This window comes from Candidatus Kerfeldbacteria bacterium (assembly GCA_016214565.1).
In the GTDB taxonomy this organism is placed as follows: Bacteria; Patescibacteriota; Patescibacteriia; order UBA10025; family JAHIVO01; genus JAXDBW01.
In genome coordinates, this window is the sequence record JACROE010000002.1 from 482,563 (window position 1) to 507,403 (window position 24,841).

Annotated in this window: 24 protein-coding genes, 1 tRNA gene and 2 rRNA genes; 4 read left to right on the forward strand and 23 right to left on the reverse strand. The window is 48.8% G+C overall.

Translation table 11 applies throughout. The annotated features are described in order from the left end of the window. Positions 1-5: 5 nt before the first annotated feature. Positions 6-572: an MFS transporter gene (locus HZC01_02435; protein MBI5037537.1), complete on the reverse strand. Its 567-nt coding sequence runs from the start codon at positions 570-572 to the stop codon at positions 6-8. Continuing rightward, positions 569-1,060 carry a C39 family peptidase gene (locus HZC01_02440; protein MBI5037538.1) on the reverse strand — a complete coding sequence of 164 codons (492 nt, stop codon included), beginning with the start codon at positions 1,058-1,060 and terminating at the stop codon, positions 569-571. The genes HZC01_02435 and HZC01_02440 overlap by 4 nt, the downstream gene beginning before the upstream one ends. Positions 1,061-1,153: 93 nt before the next feature. On the opposite strand from HZC01_02440, the gene HZC01_02445 reads away from it, so the two are divergent. Both HZC01_02445 and HZC01_02450 read left to right on the forward strand, forming a co-directional pair. Continuing rightward, entirely contained in the window at positions 1,154-2,098 is a 945-nt protein-coding gene (locus tag HZC01_02445) for an ABC transporter ATP-binding protein (protein MBI5037539.1), read from the forward strand. Positions 2,099-2,100: 2 nt separating this feature from the next. Continuing rightward, a complete protein-coding gene (locus HZC01_02450) occupies positions 2,101-3,207 on the forward strand; it encodes an ABC transporter permease (GenBank protein MBI5037540.1) in 1,107 nt (368 codons plus the stop codon). A gap of 26 nt (positions 3,208-3,233) precedes the next feature. Here HZC01_02450 and HZC01_02455 read toward each other — a convergent pair whose 3' ends face one another. The 10 genes from HZC01_02455 to HZC01_02500 all read right to left on the reverse strand — a co-directional run bounded on the left by HZC01_02455 (position 3,234) and on the right by HZC01_02500 (position 11,453). Next, positions 3,234-4,526, reverse strand: coding sequence for a phosphoribosylamine--glycine ligase (locus HZC01_02455; GenBank protein ID MBI5037541.1), 1,293 nt, complete (start codon positions 4,524-4,526; stop codon positions 3,234-3,236). Positions 4,527-4,596: 70 nt separating this feature from the next. Then, complete coding sequence (locus HZC01_02460; GenBank protein MBI5037542.1) at positions 4,597-5,514, reverse strand: DUF2807 domain-containing protein; 918 nt, start codon at positions 5,512-5,514, stop codon at positions 4,597-4,599. Positions 5,515-5,588: 74 nt separating this feature from the next. After that, positions 5,589-6,128, reverse strand: a complete 540-nt coding sequence (msrA, locus tag HZC01_02465) for a peptide-methionine (S)-S-oxide reductase MsrA (GenBank protein ID MBI5037543.1) — start codon at positions 6,126-6,128, stop codon at positions 5,589-5,591. Positions 6,129-6,267: 139 nt separating this feature from the next. After that, positions 6,268-6,570, reverse strand: a complete 303-nt coding sequence (locus HZC01_02470; protein MBI5037544.1) for a hypothetical protein — start codon at positions 6,568-6,570, stop codon at positions 6,268-6,270. A gap of 2 nt (positions 6,571-6,572) precedes the next feature. Next, positions 6,573-7,424, reverse strand: coding sequence for a cytochrome b5 domain-containing protein (locus tag HZC01_02475; protein ID MBI5037545.1), 852 nt, complete (start codon positions 7,422-7,424; stop codon positions 6,573-6,575). A gap of 305 nt (positions 7,425-7,729) precedes the next feature. Continuing rightward, positions 7,730-8,356: a DedA family protein gene (locus HZC01_02480; GenBank protein MBI5037546.1), complete on the reverse strand. Its 627-nt coding sequence runs from the start codon at positions 8,354-8,356 to the stop codon at positions 7,730-7,732. A gap of 70 nt (positions 8,357-8,426) precedes the next feature. Further along, positions 8,427-9,323: a DMT family transporter gene (locus HZC01_02485; protein ID MBI5037547.1), complete on the reverse strand. Its 897-nt coding sequence runs from the start codon at positions 9,321-9,323 to the stop codon at positions 8,427-8,429. Between the two features lie 210 nt (positions 9,324-9,533). Beyond that, positions 9,534-9,620: transfer RNA gene (locus HZC01_02490), tRNA-Ser, on the reverse strand. Positions 9,621-9,646: 26 nt separating this feature from the next. Continuing rightward, positions 9,647-10,189: a class I SAM-dependent methyltransferase gene (locus HZC01_02495; protein ID MBI5037548.1), complete on the reverse strand. Its 543-nt coding sequence runs from the start codon at positions 10,187-10,189 to the stop codon at positions 9,647-9,649. Between the two features lies 1 nt (position 10,190). Beyond that, positions 10,191-11,453: a DNA helicase UvrD gene (locus HZC01_02500; protein MBI5037549.1), complete on the reverse strand. Its 1,263-nt coding sequence runs from the start codon at positions 11,451-11,453 to the stop codon at positions 10,191-10,193. Positions 11,454-11,518: 65 nt separating this feature from the next. Here HZC01_02500 and HZC01_02505 point away from each other — a divergent pair, with 65 nt between their 5' ends. Further along, positions 11,519-12,484, forward strand: a complete 966-nt coding sequence (locus HZC01_02505) for a hypothetical protein (protein MBI5037550.1) — start codon at positions 11,519-11,521, stop codon at positions 12,482-12,484. 44 nt (positions 12,485-12,528) lie between these two features. On the opposite strand, the gene HZC01_02510 is transcribed toward HZC01_02505, so the two are convergent. Next, the gene (locus HZC01_02510) at positions 12,529-13,518 is read right to left on the reverse strand and encodes a carbohydrate kinase family protein (protein ID MBI5037551.1); all 990 of its coding nucleotides are present in this window, start codon (positions 13,516-13,518) and stop codon (positions 12,529-12,531) included. A 130-nt stretch (positions 13,519-13,648) separates the two neighbouring features. Between HZC01_02510 and HZC01_02515 the strand changes: the two genes are divergently transcribed. Then, positions 13,649-14,812, forward strand: coding sequence for a 6-phosphofructokinase (locus tag HZC01_02515; protein MBI5037552.1), 1,164 nt, complete (start codon positions 13,649-13,651; stop codon positions 14,810-14,812). 61 nt (positions 14,813-14,873) lie between these two features. Here the strand turns inward: HZC01_02515 and HZC01_02520 are convergent, their stop codons facing one another. The 10 genes from HZC01_02520 to HZC01_02565 all read right to left on the reverse strand — a co-directional run bounded on the left by HZC01_02520 (position 14,874) and on the right by HZC01_02565 (position 24,767). Further along, positions 14,874-15,932 (reverse strand): carbohydrate kinase family protein, encoded by a 1,059-nt coding sequence (locus tag HZC01_02520; GenBank protein MBI5037553.1) that lies wholly within the window; start codon positions 15,930-15,932, stop codon positions 14,874-14,876. An 84-nt stretch (positions 15,933-16,016) separates the two neighbouring features. Continuing rightward, a complete protein-coding gene (locus HZC01_02525) occupies positions 16,017-16,886 on the reverse strand; it encodes an NDP-sugar synthase (protein ID MBI5037554.1) in 870 nt (289 codons plus the stop codon). Between the two features lie 95 nt (positions 16,887-16,981). Next, a 5S ribosomal RNA gene (rrf, locus tag HZC01_02530) occupies positions 16,982-17,098 on the reverse strand. Between the two features lie 127 nt (positions 17,099-17,225). After that, a 23S ribosomal RNA gene (locus HZC01_02535) occupies positions 17,226-20,266 on the reverse strand. A 706-nt stretch (positions 20,267-20,972) separates the two neighbouring features. Next, the gene (locus tag HZC01_02540; protein MBI5037555.1) at positions 20,973-21,281 is read right to left on the reverse strand and encodes a GIY-YIG nuclease family protein; all 309 of its coding nucleotides are present in this window, start codon (positions 21,279-21,281) and stop codon (positions 20,973-20,975) included. Between the two features lie 56 nt (positions 21,282-21,337). Further along, positions 21,338-22,006: an HD domain-containing protein gene (locus HZC01_02545; GenBank protein MBI5037556.1), complete on the reverse strand. Its 669-nt coding sequence runs from the start codon at positions 22,004-22,006 to the stop codon at positions 21,338-21,340. A 97-nt stretch (positions 22,007-22,103) separates the two neighbouring features. Further along, positions 22,104-22,325, reverse strand: coding sequence for an acyl carrier protein (gene acpP / locus HZC01_02550; protein ID MBI5037557.1), 222 nt, complete (start codon positions 22,323-22,325; stop codon positions 22,104-22,106). A 220-nt stretch (positions 22,326-22,545) separates the two neighbouring features. Beyond that, a complete protein-coding gene (locus tag HZC01_02555; GenBank protein MBI5037558.1) occupies positions 22,546-22,908 on the reverse strand; it encodes a hypothetical protein in 363 nt (120 codons plus the stop codon). A 156-nt stretch (positions 22,909-23,064) separates the two neighbouring features. After that, positions 23,065-23,967, reverse strand: coding sequence for a dihydroorotate dehydrogenase (locus HZC01_02560; protein MBI5037559.1), 903 nt, complete (start codon positions 23,965-23,967; stop codon positions 23,065-23,067). Between the two features lie 77 nt (positions 23,968-24,044). Further along, the gene (locus tag HZC01_02565; GenBank protein ID MBI5037560.1) at positions 24,045-24,767 is read right to left on the reverse strand and encodes an FAD-dependent oxidoreductase; all 723 of its coding nucleotides are present in this window, start codon (positions 24,765-24,767) and stop codon (positions 24,045-24,047) included. Positions 24,768-24,841 lie beyond the last annotated feature (74 nt).

A 24,841-nucleotide genomic window follows, 5' to 3' on the forward strand; every position in this document is an offset into this window, starting at 1 on the left:
TAATGCTAGCGATTTTGTTTTCTAAGGCTTTGCGCCTGGTAGAGCGTGGCGACTACTTGGACGCTTCCCATCGACCAGAAGAGAACGGGGAAAGAGAATATGGAGACGATGATTCCGCCCACGATGACGCCAATGCCGGTAATGATTTGCGCCGTGCCTTCGCTGATGCCCCAGAGCATGCCCATCCGGTTAGCGCTGCCATGTTTATCATAGAGTGCATCCCAGGTGGGAGTGGCCATCGCGGCAGCAATGCCCAATCCAGCCTGGACGATTAATAAGTGTGTGGGACTTTGGACAAGGAGATAGCCAAACGTGCACAGTGCGTTGAGTGCGTATCCAGCAACCATGAGCTGCGCTTTATTTTGAGTGCGGTCCCACAGTTTGCCAAAAATGATCATTAACATCCCGGTCACGATCAAATAGGTGGCCCATGCCCAAGCAATGTCAAAAACGTCGCCACCGATGTCCTCGGCAAAGACGGCAAAGAGCGGGCCGAGCATGCCCTCGCCAAAATACCAGATATTACCTCCGACGAGGAGTATTCGTTCTGCAGTGTTGACGATGCGTTTCATGAGTGGAATTGCTTATCTATTTGAACATTGTTTTGTGCCACGGCAATCAACCAGTGGCGACTGCGCATGCCGGGCTCGAATGTTTGCCAGCGGGCATTAAATGAGCGCGGACTGATTTTGAAATGCCGCCCGTGCCAGGGATCATGCAGGGTGATGATTCGCCGATTTATTTCAACCACTATGGCGTAGTGTCCTTCATTATCCACCGGTTCTCGATAAAGTACAATGACAGGATATTTTTTAGATATTAAGAAAGCAAGTTCGGCCATCGTCGATGATTCATTAAGGTACACATAGAGCCCGGCACGGCGCAGAAACGTGATGATGGCGCGGGGGTGCGTACCGATGGCGCGGTTCGTTTTGAGCCTTCGTGACAGCGATGCTTCGCTGATGTTTTTTTTAAAATGCCGCAGGATCATCCGCACAACAGCTGGGCCGCAGGTGTAGTCGGTTTTTTGGTGGAAATAGGGTATGCGGAGGGACGTCATAGGCATAGATAGTATAACAGACTTATTGTTCATCTGCCCGCGGAACCTCTCGTTGAGAGAGGGGTGGCTGCTATGATATACTAAAATTATTGTATGACATCTCAATTGAGCATCGACGTTCAACATCTCGTGAAAAAGTTTCCTTCGCCCGATACAAAGGGTGAGTTAGTCGCGGTTAACAATATTTCATTCACGGTGGCGCGTGGGGAGGTATTCGGTCTGCTTGGGCCAAACGGCGCCGGCAAAACGACCACCCTGGAAATTATCGAAGGCCTGCAAGAACCAACCTCGGGTAAGACGCTGATTAATGGATTGGACACCCATCAGCAGCGCCAAGAGGTTAAACGGATTATTGGTATTCAACTCCAGTCATCCGCCTACTATGAGTATTTACAGCTCGGGGAAATATTAGAGCTGTTTGGTCGGTTCTATGGTAAAAAAGTGAACGTCGATCAGTTGCTTGACATTGTTGATTTGAGGGACAAGAAAAAGGCGCTGGTGAAACAGTTGTCTGGTGGACAAGCGCAGCGGTTTTCCATATGTGCAGCGCTGGTGAATGATCCTGAAATTGTTTTCCTCGATGAGCCAACCACCGGCCTGGATCCGTATGCGCGTCGTTTGATGTGGGACTTCATAAAGCGCGTAAATCAGCAGGGGAAGACAGTGGTACTTACTACTCATTATATGGAAGAGGCGGAAACATTGTGCCATCGGGTGGGGATCATGGAAGGTGGCATTATTGCTGCGCTGGATACCCCAGCCAATCTAATCCGCCAGTTGCACTCTTCGTCGCGCATCCAATTTGGGGTCGAGGGTCAGATTGATCTGGATAGCCTGAAGGCCATCAGTGGCGTGCTGGGCGTGAAGCGCAATGATCACGGCGTGGTGACAATTCAGGTGACGCGCGGAAATGAAGTATTGCCCAGCCTGTACAAGTGGGCGGAGCAGAAACACGTTTTTATGGGTGATCTACAGGTTATCTCAGCAAATCTCGAAGATGTTTTTATAGAATTTACTGGTAAAAAATTACAGGAATAAGTATGTTGTGGAAATTACTCTGGTATAACATCAAAATGACGTACCGCGACAAGCAGGCGATTTTTTGGTCGCTGGTGTTTCCGCTCATGTTCATTATTATTTTTGGGCTATTTGATTTTGAGCGGATGGGTGATGCGAAGTATATTGCTATCGATAATGCTCAGTCACCAATTGCCACACAATTTTTGGATGGGTTTAATCAGATCGAATTTTTGAAACGGCAGGAATTTTCGGGAACATTAGACGAAGCGCGCGTCCAGCTCACTGAGGGTGAGATTGATTTCGTTTTACTCATTCCCCGTGGTTTTGCCTTGCCTGATCCGGGCGATCCCGCTGCAACCGCGCCGGTACAACCCACGCCGTTGCAGGTGTATTATGACGAGGGGAATATGCTCTCAAATCAGGTAGCACTCAGTGTCGTGGATAAATTTGTGGATAGTATGAATATGCAGATTGGCCAGACGCAGCAATTATTCACCTATACTGCAGAGAGTGTCCAGACAAAGGATGTGCGCTATATTGATATGATTATGCCTGGCATCCTGGGAATGTCGCTGATGAACTCTGCTGTAATTGGCATTGCGACTGGGATTTCTCGGTATCGTGAACGCAAACTATTGAAGCGGCTTTCTGCCACCCCATTGAAAGTTCGTGATTTTTTGATTGCTGAGGTCTTGAGTTATCTGGCCATGACGCTGGTTCAGATTGCCTTGATCATTATTCTGGCTCGGCTCGCTTTTGGCGTGCAGGTGTACGGCAATTATTTATATTTATTCATTTTGGCGTTACTCGGGAGCATTATATTCCTCAATATTGGTTTTGCGGTGGCCGGGTATTCAAAGAACACCAAAACAGCTGAAGCCATGTCGCAGATCGTGACTATGCCGATGATGTTTTTTTCAGGTGTATTCTTCTCAACCGAGACATTGCCAAAAGTGGTGGCTAAAGTGGTCGGGTTTCTCCCTTTAACGCCACTGATAGACGCCTTGCGGGCGGTTTCGATCAACGCTGAAAATCTGTCCGCGCTCGGTACTGAGCTCGGCTTTATGGCTGCCTGGGTCGTCGCCTCCTTTCTTTTAGCCTGGAAGACGTTTCGGTTTAAGGACTAGCAATAGCTAAGTTTCAATAGCTTTGATTACACCTCCCGCAAGTACCCCCAGGAGTGCAATTTATCAGAGTCATCATTCCACCGGTCGCCGATATCGGTGCGATAGTACATATTGGGGATGAGGATGTTTTTAATGCGATTATAGGCCTGATCCTTGGCCTGGCGCATGGTCGGGCCGGAGCCGACCACAATGAGCGCCACGCCGGTTGAGCCAGTCACAATCCATTCACCGTTTACCAGCTTTACATCCTCGATATGCACGCCGTCAGTATTTTTGCCCGTGAATACAATCACGGCGCCTTTTGAATTTGCGTCAAACGTTCGCTTATCACGGTAGGGATAGGGCGGCACCACCACGCGTACGCCGACGTGGAATCCGCTTTTTACTTTCAGTTTTGATTCCGTTCCTGCTGCCAGCGTGTAGAGAAATTCACCGATTGGCGTGATCATGCTTTCTTGCTGAATGGAAATAGTAGGGTAGCCAAAACGGGCGGTGAATTCTAGTGGGTAGATCCCGTTACCGTTTACAATGCAATTCAGATCAATGTAGCCGACATACCGTTCGCGCGCCAGCGTGGCTTCAAGTTTGCGCAGGGTTTGATTGAATAGGCGATTCGGTTCTGACCAGAACATGCTCGTCCCCATTTCACCCGTCGCCGGGCCGATATTGCCGGGAAATAATTTTTTGTGTTCAAAATTTATGTTCACCGGCGTGATAAATTGAGAGCCGTTAAAAAAAGTTCCCACTGCCACTTCGACGCCAGTCATTTTGCGTTGCAGCTGAAATACTTTTATTTTATGTGACCAGACATGTCGATAGGCCTGGAGAATTCTAATCACGTCCGCGCCATCTTTTTCCATGCCGACAAAAAGCAAGCGCTTGATGTTTTGCGCCTCACCCGACGGTTTGATGACATATTCATCGGGGTGCATTTTTACGTATTCTATGGCTTTGTCGAAATCGGTGAATTCCTGGTAGGGAATGATGCTGACGCCGTGTCGTTTTAGTTCTTCCTGGCCGAAGGTTCGGTCTTCCTCGAGTCGGTCGGTGTAGGGCGTACCGCCAATAACCAGCTTTCCGGCGCTGCGGAGTTTCTGGGCGGTATCCCCAAATCCCATCACGTCATCGAAGACTATAACATCCGCCCAGTCCGTGTGTTCTCTCCAGTTTTGTACTTTGTTAACAAAACCGTCAGCACTGTCCCGATCGTCTTCTTCGGCGATCCAGTATTTCACCTCATGACCCTCTTGGGCCACCCGCCAAGCGATGTCTGAAATCAGGGCGGTGTCAGAGACAAACAGGAATTTTTTGAAATCCATGGGCGTCGAGTTTGATTAAGTGTGGTCTACACCTCTAGAGTATACTCTTTTCTACGTGTCTGAGGAGTGGCTAATTGGCAGCGTTGCCATTTATCCCATTCGTATTCTGATTGTCATTCGTAGTGCCATTTGTATTGGCCGTATTAACATTTTCCGCCTCATCTGCATCCTCTCCTTCACTATTAATAGGATTTATTGAGCCGACGCCGTTAATATTTTCCTTAACCGTTGGGGGATTTCCTGCGTACTCAATTGATCCAGCACCGTTCAGGGTGGCGGTAAGTGATTCAGTCGCGTGTACTTCGGCGCTCCCAGCACCATTCAGGGTGGCTTCAACATCTTTCCCCCGCAATGCTTGCGCATCGATCTCACCTGCGCCATCAATCGTCACCAGCTGACTGTCAGCAGTTCCACTTAATTGCATCTCACCTGCACCATTCAGGGTGGCTTCGAGACGCAACAGTTGAAGCTCGAGCTTCGCATCAGTCGCTCCATTGAATACGATACGCAGCGAATCCTGTGTCAGAGTACCCTCGGTTCGCATATCCATCAGCCCGTCAATGGTTAGATCGCTTAGCTCTGTAACGGTCAGGGTGTAGATGATTGATTCTTTCTTAGGGCCGACGAAAAAAAGTCGTTGGAACCAGGGGAGATCCGCATCAATGATCAGCTCTCCATTGCGGACTTCAGTCGAGACCCACTGGTGGTATTCTTCGGGAGCGGCCAGCGTGAGCGAAACCGTTTCACCTTGTTTGAGCACGAGTTGGCCGACGCCGGCTTGGAGGTATATTTTGGTGAATGGTTCAATAGTGATGTTTGCGGTTTTGGCGTCACCATAACGGTCTTGGCCAAAAAGCATGACCACGATGATAATGAGCGCGATGGTGACCAATAGCCAATTGAGATTAGTTCCTGATTTGTGCGTTGCTTCATGTTGCTTTGGCTGCTCGACTGGTTGTGAGGGAGAGGGCTTAATTGACTCGTCCATATTATTTTTTCAATAATAAATATTACCGTATCATATCATGAACGGTGCCAAATGAACACGCATTACTCGGGTGCCTAGACTAACCATTTTTGGAATGACTTCCGTAGCTGGGAAATTTTTGGGTCAATAACCACCTGGCAATATGGTGCGTCTGGATTTGTTTCATAATAATTATGATGGTATGGTTCCGCTTCAAAGAATTTTCCAGCTGGTTGGATCTCGGTAACGATTGGGGCAGAAAAAGTTTCCGCCTCATTAAGCTCATCCCGCACTCGTTCGGCGACCGTCCGCTGCGCACCATCATGGTAAAAAATAGCCGATCGGTATTGGCTACCAACGTCGTGTCCCTGTCGATTGAGTTGAGTGGGGTCATGGGTGCCAAAAAATATTCTCACCAACTGTTCATACGGAATGATTGCTGGATCGTAGGTCATTTGGATTGCTTCTGCGTGGCCCGTGTCGCCACCGGAGACGTCGTCATAGTGAGGTGCGTCTATGGTACCCCCGGTATATCCAGGGACGACACGGCTTACTCCGCGCACCCGTTTGAATACCGCCTCAGTGCACCAGAAACAACCACTAGCGAATGTAGCATAGGTATCGGAGGTAGGCATATATTTATGTAATTAGTGTGTTTAATAATATTTAAATGTATTCGGTCTATCCTCTCGATCCTCAGTAGCTTCTGTATCATTGCGATCGCAACAAATAACCAATTAGCGCATTGGTTCTAGCGTATGCTTAGAGTGGCTATTATAGTGTTTCGTCCGAAGAATTGGCAGGCGGCTGACGGCGTCTACGCCAAGCGGCCAGCGATGGGTATACATACATCCAGAGCCCAGTAAGTGCCATCAGAAATAGCGCAATACTAAAGATAGGGCTGAGTTTATTGTGAAGATTGCGGACTTGGCCCAGATTAATTGACCCTAAAATATTATGTGCAATGTCAGGATATTTCATGATAATGCCGGTGATGGCCATGATGAGTCCGAGGGTGCTAATGATTAACACGAGCAATCGATGAATTTTCTTCGTAATAATATAGGTATTGGTCATACTTAGTCGTCCTCGTATTCATATCCCCCGTCATCATTTCCCGAACTGGCGGGTGGAGTCTGGGAATTAATTTGTTGTTCGGTTGTCTGAATTGTTTCCGTGGTTGTTGTGCTATTAAGTGTGCCGATCGCATAATTGGCTAGCTGAGATCGAGCGTTTGAGGAATGACTGCCTTGGCCGGCTTTCGTCGAAAATGCGCTCGTGGCATCTCTTCCGCAATAGGGAATGATGATAGCCCGCCCACCGGGATGGGCGTTCAGGTAATTTGTTACAGCGTATACGGTATTACTTATAATAATCCAGCAATCCCCGGCGCTATTGTGGCGCGCAACAGTGGCAGTGTCGAGTGTTACGGAAGTACCTGTGGTGGTTGGCGTTGCAGCGCTTGGTTGGGCGGCGGTGTTTGTGGCTGGCGTTTCCGTATTGACGTTATTATTTTGTGTGGTGGTGGGCGTTATACTTTCGAGTGTGCCGAGATAAAATCGGGCTAGCTCAGAAACGGCGAATGAAGAATGAGTAGTACCGCGCCCATCTTTAGTACTGAATGCCGTAGTTGCGTCTTTGCCGCAATATGGAGCGATAACGTCACGTCCGCCGGGATGGGTCGCCAGATAGCTGGATACACCATATATTTTCCCACTAATAAGCAGCCAACAATCCTCAATTGTATTGTGCTGCGCGAGAATCTCCATGCCCGAGGGAGTTTGTGTTGTTTTGTTCGTTAACGCACCATTGGTTGTGGTGTTCGTGGTTGGTGTCCCAATCTGCAGGTACGGGTATCCAGTCCAAATTGCGATAGAAATAATGATAATAATGAGCACGCCAATAGTGCCAAAAAGCAGTTCTGATTTCATAAGGTATCGTTGTATTGTTTGATACGCGTCATGTCTAGACTTTTTTCAAGCTGATTCATGATTGTTTACTATGGTGCCTCAGTGGCTTCAAGCTTCTTTCTTTACTTTTGTGCTTGTGACGGTGTACCGCTAATTTCTATAGTATACGGGAGAATCAAAGCTCCGACCAGCCCCGTCAACACTCCAATGTATAAATAATATCGGTTATTATTAAAATGTGTTACAGAAATTTTGAAATTTTTTTGTAGATAAAATAATACAACCATACAAACGTATAGTGGCCGATGTTTATTTTCGAGCGCGTATTATGGGGTTGGTGGCGCAATGCGGCGTTGGCGCCACAGTTCTCGGCCGTAATATATGATGACACCGAGAATGATGGCAACTACCACGATATCAATTTTTGATCCGTAGACATGAATGCGCTCCCAATTTTCTCCCAGTTTCACCCCTACCCAGGCGAGGAAGCTGTTCCATAATCCCGCACCAATAGTGGTGAAGAGAACAAACCGCCCGAGGGGCATCCGACTGATGCCGGCCGGTATTGAGATAAAATGCCGCACCACCGGAATGAACCGGCTGACAAAAATTGCTACGCTGCCCCGTCGCTGGAAGAATTTTTCCGATGCCTCGAGATGATGTTCATTGAGCAGCAGATATTTCCCAAATTTGAGGACGAGTGGCCGGCCGCCATACGCGCCGATCCAATATGAGATGAGTGAACCGATTATACTACCGAGGGTGCTGGCAAACACAACCCATAGCCATGTCATGGTGCCCTGATGGATGAGGAATCCCGCAAACGGCATGACGGCCTCGCTGGGGATGGGTGCAATCATGCTTTCTAAGATCATTAAAAGTAGAATGCCGGGGTATCCTGCAGCATCGATAAAATGGGTGGCGAATTCAATGATTGTTTCAGTGATGGCCATAGGTGCGTGTATGACAATTCAATCAGTATAGCATGTGTGCTCACTATTCCAAACGTATAATAGCATTGTTTTATCGCTCGCTGACCACGGCCAGTACTACTGCCGCAATAAGGGTAATAGCAATGCCGATATATTGGTGCCGCTGCAGCTTTTCTTTATTAATGAGTATGCCAAGTAATGCTGCCAGGGCAATATAGCTTTCGGTAATCGCTATGGTAATTGAGATGGGCAGTACTTGTACCGCGGCGGCAAAGCCAACCCAGGCGGCGTTGTCCAGTACGCCCTGGAGGGCGATTGGCCGCCAATACGTTTTGGCATGACGAAAGGCAGCGGACATTTCCCGGCGGGCGAGCATCCAGATCAGGCACAGTACGGTATAGATAGCATTGACGCCCCAGATGGCGAGCAATGGTTTTGAATCCTGGCTCAATACGCCCGTCAGAACATTGGCGCCCGCTGAGAGCAGGACAGCGATGCCAGCGAGTATCACGCCTTGTTCGAGGCGCGACCGCTGGCGAAAAAAGATGTTCCACCAGTGCCGGGGCTCTCGGCGCACCACGGTAAAAATGAGCCCAGCAAAGACAGTGAGGGCAAATACGAATTGCAGCAGGCTGAGGCGTTCGCCTATGATGATCACTCCAATGGCGATGGTCATGGGCAGCTCAAAACTCATGACGGGCTCTACCACCGAAATTTTGCCGCGCCCGAGGGATTCAAAAAAGAATATCGCGTAGGCAAATGTCACAATCCCGGTCGCGAGCAGCAAGAGGCCGAGATTCTCCTGGTTAAAGAAAAGATGCAGGTCATTCCAGACAAAAGGGAGTAATCCAACTAACCCAAAGATGCCGATAAAAAATAATGCCGGGACTGCGCCTACGCCGCGTACTGATCGCTGGATGGCAAAGTCGCCAAACCCCCAGGCGAGAAAGGCGATGAAGGCGGCAAAGATGCCAGCTTCTATAGACATATATAGTTAGAAGGATTTTTTATTTATTCGGAGGGCGGGAGCCCTGAACTCCTCGTTACACTCGAGTTCAGGGTCTTCGAGATTCTCACGGGTCTCTCAGAGCGGAGGCGGGAGGATTCGAACCTCCGAGACCCTTGCGGGCCTACCGCTATGTCCACCGGAGGCGGACCCGCCTTTGGCGGGCGAGATATGTTAATTATGCATCCACTCCGGAGACGGGAGGATTCGAACCTCCGAAGCCCGTGAGGGCTTACTGGTTTTCGAAACCAGCGCGTTCAACCACTCTGCCACGTCTCCGGAGTGGGCACAATTCACTTATTGCATTATCGTTTGTAAATGTAGATTTTACTCGCTTTTGGGTCGTTTTGTCTAGTTGGGATAGTTTTTGTAGGGATCCATTGAGGAATCGAGAAACCATAGCAGACCACCGTGGTGCCTGGTTTCAGCTGTTTTTCTAGTTGCGCGCCGACTTTTGGCATGACGGCTACGATGAGAAACGCAAAGACAACGGTAGCTTCGGACAAGTCAGCTTTATAGAAATCTTGATATCGTATTTCAGCTTTTGATTTATTGTTCTTCACGTTCATTCGCGCTAAGAAATATGCCCAGGGAGACAATTCATAGCCGACGACGCGCGCTCCAGTTGCGCGCTCAATGTCTAGTAATACTCGAGCATTGCCACAGCCAAGATCATAGACTACATCATGATTCGTAATATGTACTTCATGGACGATTGTTTCAATGACGGAAAACGGCGTGCGGACAAACGGCACCTTTGTTTTAAGCAAAATGATAAAAATATATACAGCCAAAATGGCAAAGAGTATGGTGATGACGAGTAGACTGAGCGCAATGATTAGTCCCATATTAGAATAATGCTTTCTGTTTAATTTTTGCAGCGGTCCGCTCAGCGTCAGTAAATACTTTGACCGTGCCAAATTCACCGTCAAAGCCTGGAAGAATATGTAGTTTTCCCGCGCGGACGCGTTTGATGCCCTCCACGACGATTGGCTGGGCAGTTGAGGAAATTTTTTCCAGGTCGGTATGGAGCAGCACCTCAAATTCAGGAGCGCAATGTTCTACGATTGTATCAAATTCCGTTTGTACCCGTTTGCTATTCACCCCGACGCCAAAGGCATCAGCAATGATTTCCTGGAGCGGGACTATTGATTTGAATGGTGGGCGATTAGTTGGCGTGTAGTTTTCTGGTCGGTCAGCCAGGGCATCGACGCGATGCATTACCCCGATGGTCAACGGTTTTTTGCATTTGGGGCAAATATTTTTTACTCGTTTCGTTTCCGACGGTGAGAGACGAACGCCACAATCGCGATGCCCGTCAAAATGGTATTTACCTTCCTCGGGGAAAAATTCAATGGTATAGCTGATATGATTTTTTGCCGTCGGGTGCTCGAGGGATTGGCGAATATTTGTGTACGAAATTTCAGTGAGGTCGAGCACGGTCGCCTCGCGCGCCATTTTTTTTGCTGAGTGTGCGTCAGAAAAAGAAACGATTTGAATCTGATCAAGTTGTGAGAGCCGCCAATTCATGGCCGGGTCGGAGGACAATCCCGTTTCTACTGCATGAATGTGCGGCGCTTGTTTGCCAAAACATTGCGCGACGCTATCAAAACCCGACATAGACCCAAACATAGAGAACCAGGGCGTCCAAATGTGCGCGGGAATAATGATAGATTCCGCGCTGGCTGTTTTAGCCAGTTCAACAATTCGTTCTGCGCTCATACCCAGGATCGGGCGTCCGTCGGCGCGGAGATTTGCGCCTTCTTTTTGGAGGGCGCTATTAAAAATTTCCACTGCTGATAGAGTCGGGAAGATAATTAAGATATGGATGCGCCGCACTTTCCCGTCCTGGGAATAAATACAGGACAATTCGGTACTTAATACAAACTGTGTTGGTTCCATTGCTGATCGTAGGGTATAGAGGCCATTTTCTTGGAGCTTCAGTTTATTTTTCAATTCTGCATACCAGGCAGGGTGAGTAAAGTCAGCGGTCGCCAAAACATGGATGCCTTTTCGTTGGCCCCAGCGGGACATTTCTTCGAGATTCATGTCGCGCGAAACAGCTCGGGAGTATTTTGAGTGCAGGTGAAGGTCAATAATAGTTTCTGCCATATGATTGGCTCATTGTACCATTCACGGGCTGCCCGGAGCAATTACTCTGTGGTAGACTATATGATATGCACATCACGTCTGGAACTAAACAGATTCTTTGTATCCTTGCTCTCTATTTTTTTCTGGCTTGGTCCTTAACGGGCGTTTATTTTTTTACTCATACCCAGCAGATCCCCGATGATTGGGAGCACTGGCATGAGCAGATTGGTGCAGGCACGGCGCCTGATTCCAGCCAATTTCGGCTTATATCCTATTGGCTCGCGGATGGGGCGAGCAAGCCTTTTGGGCAACCAGTTTTTATCGGGTACTTAAGCGTTCGATTTGTCTTTACTTTTATCACGCTGTGCCTATTTCATTTGTTTCTGTTGAAATGGATGCGGCCGGTTATGGCGACATTTTCGGTAGTGCTGTTTGCCGCACTGACGCCCATTTCATTCATTCCATTTTTACAAGAGGCGGACATCGTTTTGTATCCATTTTTTCTAGGCGGGCTTTGGTTTATCCGCGAACAAAAATTTTGGTGGTTAGCCGGCATCATTGCCGCAGGCACCTTTGCAAAAGAAACAATCATTTTTTTGTTGCCAATGTTTGCGCTGTATCAGTGGCGTCGGGGGCGAACGTGGCGAACGATTGTCGAGACTGCGCTCCTTGCCATAATCTGGGCGGCGGCATTTTATGTCACACGCCACGTGTTTTTTGAGGGCAATAATTCTCCGCTGTGGCAATTACCCGCCAACATCAGTTTTTTAAGTCAGTCGCTGGCACTTCATCCTTTGATTAATGTGTATTTATTTTTTATTCCCGTTTTTGGTGTCTTTTGGATCCTACCGTTTATGCGCTTGTCTACCAAGCCTATGTTTTTGCAGCGGGCAGCGCCGTATATTGTAATTTTTACCACCCTCCATTTTTTAATGGGTTGGCCCCATGAGACGCGGATAATGTTACCATTGGCGTTTCTCATCATCCCTTCAGGACTTATGACGCTATTTCCCGACGGATGGGAAAAAAATGAAGTCGCACCACAAGGGTAGATGCGACTTCAGGTTTGGGTTGAACGTTTATGATCTGTAAGAAATTACAGAGCGTTTTTGAAATCTTCCAGCGACGGAACGTTTGATCCTCCTTCACGGAGCACCTTCAGCCCCGCGCAGGTAGCACCCCAGCGAAGCATCTCGTCGGGATTCTTACCGTTAAAGATGGCGGCAATACATCCGGAGAGAAACGAGTCGCCAGCACCCGTTTTGTCAATTGGGGTACCGAATCGGCGTGCATCCTGGGTGTGCCAGTAGTCCTGTGAGCGTATGCTCATGACTGCGCCTGATTCGTTGCAGGTGACAATGACTGCGTCCGCGCCGAGCTCGTGAAGTCGGTCAATGTGTTCGCGGCGCACCCCATCTTCAGGGAGTGTGCAATCGATCGCTTTGCCAAGCTCTTCATGGTTGATAAAAACTAACGGGCTCAGTTTCAACAACCGCGTAAAGTATGCGTTAGCTTCGATCAGCTCCATGCGAGGATTGAGTACCCGCGGTGCGGTGCCGGCAGCGGTAAACATAGCTTCTGCCATTTCGGTTTCTTCTGGCATGAGGCCTGTCGCAACGACCATGGCAGGCTGGAGTGCCTTTGTTTCCTGCTCGACCGCAGTGGTAGCCGATCGGATATATTTGAACTTGGATGAGAGAATAATCGGATCAAACTCTCCCTCTATGATGATGTTTCCCACGGATGTGTGGGATTTCACCGTCAATGGATGAAATGAAAGACCCATATTCTCAATCTCACCGATGATGAATTGGCGCTCCAGTTCCTTAGTGTCTTCTGATACCGAAGCCATCAGGTGAGGTTTGAGTCCAAACATCTTGCTTGCGACCGCAACGTCAAAAGAGGTACCGCCTGGATATCGATGCCGTGAGGTCACCGGAATTTTCGATCGCAACGGACGGCCACGACCATCGCGCTGAACGAATTCATATCTGCTGACGATTTCGTAGCAGATGGAGAATCCGACAATCAGATCAATGCCGTTGGCATGGTCTGAGGTGTGACTGATTTCGTACAACGGTTTCATTATATGCCCTCCTTTCGAAGGCGTTTTTAAAATGTGAATGACCTATATTAATTCGCTAGTGTACCGAGTTACCTGGCTTCTGTCAAGCTGTCCAGTGGAGGGAAAATTTGATACAATTGAGGCTAATCATATGGATAAAAAAACTGTATTAGTATTTACCGGTGGCGGTTTAGCTCCAGCGCTGAACCCAACCTTAGCCGGCGTTATCACAACCGCGCAACGTCATGGTATGCGCGTACTTGGTGGGCTCTATGGCTGGGCGTGTTTGGGTGCCCACGGTAAGGTGATTGACCTGACAACGTTTGATGCCGCACCGTTGCGGCATGTCGGTGGGACATTTTTGCGTTCGAGTCGAACCAATCCCTTTGCCGTGGATGACGGCATTACAATACTTCAGGAGAAAATAAAAGAGTATGGTGTAGATTATATTATCGCTATCGGCGGTGATGATACACTGGGAGCGGCTAGCCGATTATTTCGCGAATACAATATCCCAGTCATCGGCATCCCGAAAACGATTGATAATGATTTGCAGGGTACCTATTGGTCGCCTGGCTATCCGTCAGCAGCGCACTACACGGCTCAGTACGCCTATGAAATAAAGGTAGACGCAGCCTATGCACTATCCCGTGTATTTGTGATTGAGGTGCTCGGCCGACAGTCTGGCTGGCTGACGGCAGCGGCTGCGTATGGTTTAGCTGATATTATCCTTCCGCCTGAACGAGAGTATAAACTTGATGCTGTTCTCCAAGCGGTGCAGCAGCGATATGAAAAAAATGGTAACTATGTCACGGTCGTTTTGTCCGAGGAGGCGCGGTTTGATCGGGAAGTACAGGGTATGCTCCAGGATGCCAATAAAGCTGATTCCTATCAAGTGCAGCGGAAGGCATTTGTGGCAATGGGGCTGTGTAAGAAAATAACGGAGGAACTCGGGATCAGTGGCAAACCCCTGTTCCCGGGAAACTTTATGCAGACGGGGAATCCCATTGATATAGATGCCCAGATAGCGCTTCAGCTTGGTGAACATGCAGTTGATCTTGCGCTGAATGGTTCGCTTGGTCAGATGGCATGTGTACGTCGGAGCGATCTGGGCGGCAGCCGAATTGATGTATCTGACATACCGCTGGCGGAGGCAGTGGGGAAGGTGCGGTTTATCGATGATTCGTATTTTGATTTTGATCAATTTCAGGTGACGGATGCGTTTATTAAGTATGCCGAGCCATTTCTTGGCCCCTTAGCTCAGCGGCAGACAGACCCATATCTTCATTTGATCACCGATATATCTCACCAATAAGAAAAGCGACAGACACAATGGTCATCTGTCGCTTTGTTTGTCGTGGGAAAGTGTGTAATTGCTACACACGTGGAGTGGGACATGTGGTCCCGATGTACGAATTGAGGAAGGTTTGAGTTTCCTCGAGGGTGGGGGGATTTGAGGCGCCGAGGCGTCTCACCGAAAGAGCTGCCGCGGCTGCGGCAAACTGCATGGCCGACGGGACGTCTGCTCCACGCACGCGCTGGGCAATGAAATTACCCAGAAAACAATCGCCAGCACCGGTCGCGTCGACGACGTCAGGGACGTAGCAGGCGGGGATTGAGCAATCCTCAGCATCACCGTGGTTACGGTAGATCGCGCCGTGCTGATCGCGCGTGACGATCATTTCCAATTCTTGGTTTCCAGACCAATGGCGCAGTTCGATAATCGAACTAATGCCGAGAGACTGGTAGAGCTCTGCTTCCTCAAATTGGTTGAGCACCAAAAGGTTGGTTTTCTGCAGGAGCTTTTTTAGTTCCCGCTGACGGTGTGATTCTGCCTCGGAGGAGGTCGAATCAGGGCTGAGTAGGGAAACTCCAGGATTCAACACATTTGTGCTGCAGATGAGTTTCCCGTCATCATCAGTGACACTCCCGAATAGGGTATCAATGATGCTGACATCCATCAGCTGGACGCCGGTACCGACGCGGAAGCGTGGATTGGTTTTCCGTACTTCCGTCGTGATTCTAGCGTGCTCGTGGCCGAGCCGGTCGGGCAAATAGCTGCCTTTCCGGTTGTGGCTGCGAGTAAATACCCCGTTGCCATTATGATCATTGACGACCACGTTGACCGATACATTACTGGAGTCCCTCCAGTGCAGGGGGAAGACGTCAATTTCTTCCATGGCTAACTCATTGGCAATGAGCCGGCCGATTGCGTCATCACCGATAGTGGCGATGAGCTTAACTGATTCGATTCCCGCGCGTTTGATGGTGCGGGCAACATTGCAGCTTGATCCTGCGATTGAGAAAGAAAATTCCTCAGGTCGCAAGATGCGCTTGAGCGGTGAGGGGTTGTGAAAAAGTTCACCATCCTTAACCGCCATCTCAATGTTAACTGAGGCAGCAACAAGGATATTATTCAAAAGATCCTCCTTCACACGAATCCGTGTGCTTAGGCAGATTATTAATTTGTCAGTGAGCGGGTATACCAATCACGCTGATGTGCTTGGTATGCTGACTCACTAAGCTTTTTTCCAGTCGCGGAGCGCTTCTTCGTAAATTTCAGGTGTCCCAACGTCGAACCAGGCGCCCTCAAAAGGATATCCAATCAATTTTCCTTCGGTAACCAGTTTCGGGAAGACGTCCTTTTCGAGCATAGAATATCCTGAACGGGGAGTATATTTAAATATTTCGGGATTGAGGAAGAATAATCCGGCATTGACGAAGTGTCCCATGCGTTTGCCCTGCTCTGGCTTTTCTGTAAATTTCACAATCTTATTACCATGTAGTCTAACGACACCGAATTCATAGGGCTTGTCACTTGAGGTAATTGCCATGGTAGCGGTGCCGCCGTGCGTACGGTGAAATTCCACAAAGTCTTTTATTGAAATATCAATGAGCACGTCGCCATAGAGCATCAGGAAGGGTGATCGCTGGAGGTATTGTTCTGCCTGGCGGAGCGCAGCGCCGGTGCCGAGTTCTTTGCGCTCTTTCATATAGGTTATTTTTACCCCGAAGCGAGATCCATCGCCGAAGTGTGCCACGATTTTATCACCTAAGTGACCGACCATAATATATAAATCCGTAAATCCGGCGTCACGAAGCATTTCGATAGAGTATTCAAGGATCGGCTTTCCCTGGACGGGGATCAATGTCTTTGGAATTTCATAGGTGAATGGTCGCATGTTTACTCCACGACCAGCTGCTAAGATCAACGCCTTATTTGTTCGCGGTCGCAACGACTGGCTCAAGAGGTACTCAATCGCATGCGAGCGATTCCGAATCCGGGTGCCGTCGATCACCCCATCTACCAGGGGGAGTAGGTCTTTTTTGAGGGTAATAGTAAGTCTGGCTCTATCCATAATATGGTCAAAATTGTCATACACCATCATACAGTATATGCAAAATAAATCAAGCGTTTTGATATTTTTGAGCTAATATTAGCAAAAAGAAAAACACCCTTCTTTTGGAAAGATGTTTTTCATTAAACTGGCAATGGCCTACTGTTCCGCCCCGGCTTGCGGGGAGTATCATCGGCGCGGCCAGGCTTAACGACTGAGTTCGAGATGGGATCAGGTGTGGCCCCGGCGCTTGAATCACCAGAGGCCAGGAAATAAATACATTATTCCCTGCGCCCTTAGCGATCAAATACTTGCTTGATCTAGGGAGCAATTAACAAACTAACACGTTACCTTCATCAGTGATGTGTTAGCACATCAGTGATTGCAATGTGGCTTAATTAGTACTCCTCCGCTAAAACCCTTACGGGTCGTACACGTAGAGCCTATCAACCTGGTAGTCTCCCAGGAAGCTCATAATGAAACCTAATCTTGAAGACGGCTTCGCGCTTAGATGCTTTCAGCGCTTATCCGTACCGAACGTAGCTACCGAGCTTGTGCCCTTGACAGGACAGCTCGCACACTAGAGGTTCGTCCATCCCGGTCCTCTCGTACTAGGGATGAGCCTTCTCAAGTTTCCGCGCCCACGGTAGATAGGAGACCGAACTGTCTCACGACGTTCTGAACCCAGCTCGCGTACCGCTTTAATTGGCGAACAGCCAAACCCTTGGGACCTTCTCCAGCCCCAGGATGCGATGAGCCGACATCGAGGTGCCAAACCCCTTCGTCGATGTGAACTCTTGGAAGGGATCAGCCTGTTATCCCCGGAGTAACTTTTATCCGTTGAGCTTCCGCCGTCCTATATCGAACGGTCGGATCACTATGTTCTACTTTCGTAACTGCTCGACATGTACGTCTTGCAGTAAAGCTGGCTTATGGCATTGCCCTATCAATCCGATTTCCATCCGGACCTAGCCAACCTTTAAACGCCTCCGTTACTTTTTAGGAGGCAACCGCCCCAGTTAAACTACCCACCAGACACTGTCTCAAACCCGGTTAACGGGTTATGGTTAGAATTAAAATCACGTCAGCGTGGTATTTCATATTTCGACTCCAGTCGCCCCAGAAGGCGACCTTCAAAGTCTCCCACGTATGCTAAGCAGATATAACCTTAATTCAATGCCAAGTTGTAGTAAAGCTTCACGGGGTCTTTTCGTCTAACCGCGGGTAACTCGCATCTTCACGAGTCGTGTAATTTCGCCGAGTCCCTCGTTGAGAGAGTTCTCAAGTCGTTATGCCATTCGTGCAGGTCGGAACTTACCCGACAAGGAATTTCGCTACCTTAGGACGATTATAGTTATCGCCGGCGTTCGTCAGCGCTTCGGATCAAGGCGTGAACCTCTCCCCTTAACGTTCTGACACTGGCCAGGCATCAGCCCCTATACGTCATCTTGCGATTTAGCAGGGACCTGTGTTTTTGGTAAACAGTCGCTTGAGATCATTCGCTGCGCCCCACATAAAGTGGGGAGGACATATACCGAAGGTACGTCCGCTGTTTTGCCGAGTTCCTAAACGAGGGTTCTCTCGTACACCTTGGCGCATCTGCGCGCCCGTCTACCTGTGTCGGTTTCCGGTACGGTCGCTCCTATGATCGGGCTCATGCTTTTTCTTGGCACTTCGCTAATTCGAATTGGCTTTGGCTTGCGCCGCGGCCTGCTGTCATCCGGTAAACCGGACACCAACGTATGTAGTCAGAATACGTTCGAACCTTAAAAATGCGTCAGCATGAGTAGTCATAGGGGCGGTGCTGGAATATTAACCAGCTGTCCATCGACTACGCTTTTCAGCCTCGCCTTAGGACCGACTAACCCTGGGTCGTTTTGCGTTGCCCAGGAAACCTTGGACTTTCGGTGGGAAGGGTTCTTAATACCTTCCTTGATGCTACTTATTCCAACATTCTCACTTCATACACCTCCACCAGATCTCACGATCCCGCTTCAGTGGCGTATGAACGCTCCTCTACCACCTCCATAGTAAACTATGGAGATCCGCAATTTCGGTACTCAGTTTAGCCCCGAGTAATTTTCGGCGCACTGTAACTTGACCAGTGAGCTGTTACGCTTTCTTTGAAGGATGGCTGCTTCTAAGCCAACCTCCTGGTTGTTAAAGTTACGGCACTACCTTTTACACTTAACTGAGATTTAGGGACCTTAATTGGCGGTCTGGGCTGTTTCCCTTTTGACACGTGGAGCTTAGACCCCACTTTCTGACTCTGCTTGTATAGCGATACCAGTATTCGGAGTTTGGTTGGAAACGGTAGGCTTACGCCATCCGTTCCCATTCAGTGCTCTACCCCTGGTCGCCACAAACAGGCTAGTCCTAAAACTATTTCGAGGAGAACCAGCTATTGCCGAGTTCGATTGGAATTTCTCCGCTACCCTCAACTCATCCCCGAGTGTTGCACGGCTCGTGGGTTCGGACCTCCCTTCGTATTTCTACGAAGTTCATCCTGGTCAAGGGTAGATCACCCGGCTTCGGGTCTTATCAATACAGTTAAAGACGCGCGGTTAACGCTCGCTTTCACTACACCTTCGTCCTTCACGGACTTAGATTATACTGTATAGATAAACTCGTTGGATCATTCTTCAATAGGCACACCGTCACCCGTCATATAGACAGGCTCCGGCTGATTGTAAGCGTTACGGTTTCAGATACTATTTCATCCCCCTCACCGGGGTGCTTTTCACCGTTCCCTCACGGTACTGGTTCACTATCGATCATCAAAAGTATTTAGCCTTGGGACAATAGTCGTCCCAGATTCCCATAAGATTTCTCGAGTCTCATGGTACTTGAGAAGAATTATAGAGCGCTTATCCACTTTTCGCCTACCGGGCTGTCACCGTCTATGGCCGATCGTTCCAGATCGTTCTGCTAAGTAGACAAGAATCCCTTTGCCTGCTTCATACAAGATGAAACAGGTAAAGAATCCCTGAATCGTCACTCCTAGTATTCGCAAGATACTATAATAATCCCCTCACAACACCCACCCTGCAGCAGCTTGCGCTTCTCCCTCAGTCACCCCGAAGGGCAACTGATTTCACAGAATGAATTTAGACTCCTCCCCGTTCGCTCGCCACTACTAAGGGAATGAGCACATCACTTATCGCTGAACGCGAACATCGCGTGATCAACGAAAAGTAATGCACAATTGTTTTCTTTTCCTCCAGCTACTAAGATGTTTCAGTTCACTGGGTATACTTCTCATACCCTATGTATTCAGGTATGGATAATTGCGTGTTTAATGCGCAATTGGGTTTCCCCATTCGGACATCCCCGGATCGCAGGTTGGTTGCCACCTCCCCGAGGCTTATCGCAGGCTCCGACGTCCTTCTTCGTCTTTTGATGTCGAGGCATCCACCGTACGCTCTTATGCATTGCAATCACTGATGTGCCGCCTATTAGATAGGCACATAGTGAGTTCTTACTTCTTTGTGAAGATTGCGTGTTAGTTGTTTGTTATGCCCCGAATTGTCAACGTTCGCGCAAATACCTGATCTGGAATCATTCTATAGATAGTAGAGTGATCGGCAGTTCGTGTATTTGGTTTCAAAAATGTGCTGGTAGCTGGTAACGAGGGGACCCTTCGATTCGCCTTCGGCTCACTCAGGGTTGTTACCCCGCGGCGGGGTAACAAAAATCCCGCGGAGGGCGGGACTAAATCAGTACTCAAATATTGGGGTGATTTAGCCGCCTTTTGAGGTTAATGATAAGGTTTTTTGCATATTTCTGGGGATATTGTGTGTATTACTTTTCCGTATTTGGCATTATATCGAATGTTGGGAGGGGTGTCAACCCCACCTGCAATTGCATTTCGAATAGGGTTATTGTGGTGCTGCGGTGGAGATGCTGAATCCAAGGCGTTTTACCTTTAGTGCTGAATGGGAGATTGCCACGTCGTCGTTTCACTCCTCCTCGCAATGACAAACGATTTTTCCTTATGAGTCCGAGGACGCCCGCTTGTCATCCTGAGGGAGTCGAGCTGAACTCGACGACCGAAGGATATAATTATATCCTTCGCTACGCTCAGGATGACAAAAGGGGGTTGGGATGACAAAAGGGGTTGGGATGACAAAAGAAGAATTAGACTAACATTTCCTCCTTACTATACCAGCCATCACTAATATCTTTCCACCTAGGATTCATACTAGCGATCAATTCATCCTTTTTCCTGCGCAACCAGCCCTTCAATTGCTTTTCCCGTTCTATTGCATCATACACATACTGAAATTCCTCATAATAGATTAGTTTAGTGACATGATATCGCTGGGTAAAACCAGATACTTCCCGACGCTTGTGTTGTAGAACGCGGCTTGATAGATCATTCGTGACGCCCGTATATAAGACAGTATTCCAGTCATTCGTCATGATGTAGACGTAAAAAGTCCTCATACAAAAAGATCCCGTTTGTTATGGGGAGGCATTTGTAGTTTAGCTAAAAGTATTTTTTATTTCAAATCAGCTCCAATCCACTCTCTATGGAACTCCTTGAGAAATTGCTCAATGATTTTTCGGCGGCGGAGGGAGAGCCGTTTGCCGGTTTTGGTATTCATCAGTTCGGGGATGTGCAGCAATTTTTCATAGAAGTGGTGGAGAGAAGAAGCACCGCGATTAGCCGCAGCTACCGACATCTGTTTAAACGGTTTGACGCGAGGGTTATAGATGGGTCGCTGCCGGCCGCCGCCATAGTGGAAGGTGCGGGCAATGGCAATGGCACCAGCCGCGTCTAGGCGATCGGCATCTTGCACGACTTTACCCTCCAGGGTTTTCATGGTTTTTTTGCGACCGGCTTTCCCAAATGACACATTGCCCACGATATACGCGACATGGTCGATCGTTTTCTCATCAAGATGGTATGTGGCAAGTAATTTTCGAGCTTCGCGCGGTCCGACGGTATGGTCATTGTTATGAAATTTATGGTCAGCTATGTCATGCAGTAGAGCGCCTAATTCAACAATAAACATGTCTGCCTTTTCTTGCTTGCCAATGTATCGGGCATTATCCCAGACACGACGAAAGTGCTGCCAGTCGTGGCCGGACGCCTCGCCTCCGAACCGACGCCGCATTTCCCGAGCAACGCGATTAATAATGGTGCGTTGGGTTTTATTGATATGCATACGTATAGTGTAGCACTGTGGTCTATCATTTGGCGAGAAAAAAAGAAAGGATCGCCGGGGGCACGATCCTTGTTTTGGCTGGAGAATTTGCACGCGATTATTTCGTCGCGCGCTCGAGCAGATAGTCGGTCATCTGACCGAAGGTGTGAAGCTTTTGAGCATCTTCTTCCGGGATTTCTATCCCGAATTCTTCCTCAATTGCCATGACCATTTCTACCAGGTCAAGCGAATCGAGTTCGAGATCTGCCGAAAAATTCGATGTCTCAGTCACATTCTTGATTGCCTCATCGGAGGCGTGATCCTTCAGCGCTTTTTTCATTCGCGCCTGGATTCCCTCGCGGGTCAGCGGTTCAGTGGTGCTCATGGTGGCACTCCTTCCCAGTTCGGGTGTATTGATTGTTAGTTGATTGTGCAATTTTGGAGTTTGAGTGTAGGTAATTTTATCAGTAGTGTCAAGGTGATACCGTGAGTGGCGGTAGCTGTATAATAAAAAAAGAAAGGGTCACTCGGCATGACCCTTCTGGTAATCAAGAACGTACTTATTTGACGGGCGCAGTACCCGAAGCCTGACAAGAATACATTGGCGCGGGTATCAGCGTGACTCGGAATGAGCTCTCAGCCGGGATCAGCGGCTGTATCTGGCTAGTGATTTCCTGGGTAGCGCGCCATGTCTCGGCTTCCGAATATACTTTACTGTCGATAAATATCAGAATATCGATTTCATTTGGCACCACGCCGGCCCGTTCGACATGGGGCAATTTGGACTCCCATATGAAATAGTCATTTGGGTTTTCTCCCATCACTGACCCCACTATTTGTGCGAGCCCATTGAAGAACTCTAAGAAGGTCTGGTGGTGGACGGCGTCTGTGTAGCCCCGATGATGAACCATGATCAGTGACATAGTCACTCCTTTCTGTATGTGTTCGTGATTGTCAAAGAATTAAGCCAAATTATCATGCCATTCTGATGATGTCAAGAAGAAAACCGTCCACTTGTGTGAACGGTTTTTTTAGTGCCCTAGTATCTGATGTTACCCTGATTGATTATGGGTAGTGAGTTAATCAATCAATCCATCGAGGATGATACTGAACGAACGAAGTCCCTGGTTCATGATGGGTGTGGCGATTTGCACGCACGAAGCGCCGGCATGGAGAAAGTCGCGGACGTCTGCGCCAGTGGTAATACCGCCGACGCCGATGTAGCTGACCTGCTCACCAAGGATTGTGTGCAGCTGGTGGATTTGCCCGAGGGCGATTGGTTTGAGTGCAGCGCCTGCTAGACCACCGAGGCCTGAAGCGGGAGTAATCTCTGGCTGGCCGTTGGTTTTCAGTGCCAGGGCATTCGGGAAGGTGTTGCATACCGTGATCGCTTTGACGATCGGGTACGCGGAGAGGCATGACCCGACTTGCTGGAGCAGGTAGGGGTCGGCGATTGGTGAGAGCTTCACGGATAGTCGGCAGCTCGTGCCGATTTGCCGCGTGACCGCATCGAGGATCGCCGCAATCATCGTGGGGTCAAAGCTGGCAATACGCTTTTGTTTCCCGCCATCCCAGATATTGGGGCAACCGAGATTGAGCTCGATCAGATCCACATGCGCTTCAGCCGCCACCTTTGCCATCATCGCGTATTCATCCGGCGTGAAGCCAGCGATGCTGAAGCCAAGCGGTTTTCCGACACCATGACTGATTTGGTTCATCTCAGGCAGGTTCCGACGGTAGTATTCGATTCCCGGATTGGCCAGGCCGATTGAATTGAGGGAGAAGTATGTATCGTGATAGTACACGTCGCCGCTATTGCCCAACCGTGACTCAATCGTCGCAGAGCCGACCATAATCATTGCGGTGGCAGAACGGGAAAATTGCTGTACACCGAGATCGCCGTCCAGGTGTTTGCAGGTGCCGGCAGCATTCATGACCGGATGCTCCAGCTCCAAACCGAGACAGGTACAAAATAAATCCATGGTATTCCTCCAGGGGTTATAGAATGGTAATGTTCTTTTTTGGCTAAGAAAAAACCATCGAGCTTAGCTCGACGGTTTTAGTATCCAGTAAATTTTTCGATGATGATTTGTGTGTCGGGGAGGCCCATTTCTTTGAGTAGTGCCACCATGGCCTCCACCATGCCCGGCGGTCCGACAATCATATAGGTCGGCCTCATGTGGTCGGGCACGGTTTTTTTGATCAAGTCTGCATTGATGAATCCGGTCTGTCCCTTCCACTCATGTTCGAGATGTGTCAGGTCACTCATCGTAGGCAAATAGTGCAGTTTGTCTGATCGCTTGGTGAGCGCTTCAATTTCCGGGAGATAGGATGAATTACTGATACAGCTGTTGCCGTAGAGTAGATAAAGCTGGCGTGGTGATTTGGTATCAATACTATATTTGATCATGCCGAGGAATGGTGTGATGCCGATACCGCCGGCGAGAAATACTAACGGTTGATTGACATCATCAGGCATGGTGAAGTGACCAAAGGGTCCCATCAAGTTGATTGCTTCGCCTGGTTTCAGCTTTTCAATCCGCTGTTTGAATGCCGAAGTCCCCATGCGCATGCCGAACGATATGTTCGATTCAGTAGGCGATGAGGCAATCGACATGCTGCGGCGGTTGCCTTTGGGTACTTTCATATCCAGATCGGGGAGAATCAAAGTCATGAATTGACCTGGTTTGAAATCAAAACCGGTCGGTTTTTCAAAAACAAATTCTCGCGTCTCATGCGCGATGATTCGTTGGCTCATCAATTTGGCTGCGTATTCAGGCATAGGTTCGTCAGTCAGTATACATCGGAATCCTAATTGCATAAAGCCCACCCCTGCTTACTGACAATGATTGCCAA

Coding starts and splice junctions, on each gene's coding strand:
- HZC01_02565 (MBI5037560.1), bottom strand. CDS start 24,767: ATGCCTGAATACGCAGCCAAATTGATGAGCCAACGAATCATCGCGCAT.
- HZC01_02435 (MBI5037537.1), bottom strand. CDS start 572: ATGAAACGCATCGTCAACACTGCAGAACGAATACTCCTCGTCGGAGGT.
- HZC01_02500 (MBI5037549.1), bottom strand. CDS start 11,453: ATGGCAGAAACTATTATTGACCTTCACCTGCACTCAAAATACTCCCGA.
- HZC01_02495 (MBI5037548.1), bottom strand. CDS start 10,189: ATGGGACTAATCATTGCGCTCAGTCTACTCGTCATCACCATACTCTTT.
- HZC01_02445 (MBI5037539.1), top strand. CDS start 1,154: ATGACATCTCAATTGAGCATCGACGTTCAACATCTCGTGAAAAAGTTT.
- HZC01_02460 (MBI5037542.1), bottom strand. CDS start 5,514: ATGGACGAGTCAATTAAGCCCTCTCCCTCACAACCAGTCGAGCAGCCA.
- HZC01_02545 (MBI5037556.1), bottom strand. CDS start 22,006: ATGCATATCAATAAAACCCAACGCACCATTATTAATCGCGTTGCTCGG.
- HZC01_02505 (MBI5037550.1), top strand. CDS start 11,519: ATGCACATCACGTCTGGAACTAAACAGATTCTTTGTATCCTTGCTCTC.
- HZC01_02455 (MBI5037541.1), bottom strand. CDS start 4,526: ATGGATTTCAAAAAATTCCTGTTTGTCTCTGACACCGCCCTGATTTCA.
- HZC01_02555 (MBI5037558.1), bottom strand. CDS start 22,908: ATGTCACTGATCATGGTTCATCATCGGGGCTACACAGACGCCGTCCAC.
- HZC01_02440 (MBI5037538.1), bottom strand. CDS start 1,060: ATGACGTCCCTCCGCATACCCTATTTCCACCAAAAAACCGACTACACC.
- msrA (MBI5037543.1), bottom strand. CDS start 6,128: ATGCCTACCTCCGATACCTATGCTACATTCGCTAGTGGTTGTTTCTGG.
- HZC01_02485 (MBI5037547.1), bottom strand. CDS start 9,323: ATGTCTATAGAAGCTGGCATCTTTGCCGCCTTCATCGCCTTTCTCGCC.
- HZC01_02475 (MBI5037545.1), bottom strand. CDS start 7,424: ATGAAATCAGAACTGCTTTTTGGCACTATTGGCGTGCTCATTATTATC.
- HZC01_02470 (MBI5037544.1), bottom strand. CDS start 6,570: ATGACCAATACCTATATTATTACGAAGAAAATTCATCGATTGCTCGTG.
- HZC01_02480 (MBI5037546.1), bottom strand. CDS start 8,356: ATGGCCATCACTGAAACAATCATTGAATTCGCCACCCATTTTATCGAT.
- HZC01_02540 (MBI5037555.1), bottom strand. CDS start 21,281: ATGAGGACTTTTTACGTCTACATCATGACGAATGACTGGAATACTGTC.
- acpP (MBI5037557.1), bottom strand. CDS start 22,325: ATGAAAAAAGCGCTGAAGGATCACGCCTCCGATGAGGCAATCAAGAAT.
- HZC01_02515 (MBI5037552.1), top strand. CDS start 13,649: ATGGATAAAAAAACTGTATTAGTATTTACCGGTGGCGGTTTAGCTCCA.
- HZC01_02450 (MBI5037540.1), top strand. CDS start 2,101: ATGTTGTGGAAATTACTCTGGTATAACATCAAAATGACGTACCGCGAC.
- HZC01_02560 (MBI5037559.1), bottom strand. CDS start 23,967: ATGGATTTATTTTGTACCTGTCTCGGTTTGGAGCTGGAGCATCCGGTC.
- HZC01_02525 (MBI5037554.1), bottom strand. CDS start 16,886: ATGATGGTGTATGACAATTTTGACCATATTATGGATAGAGCCAGACTT.
- HZC01_02510 (MBI5037551.1), bottom strand. CDS start 13,518: ATGAAACCGTTGTACGAAATCAGTCACACCTCAGACCATGCCAACGGC.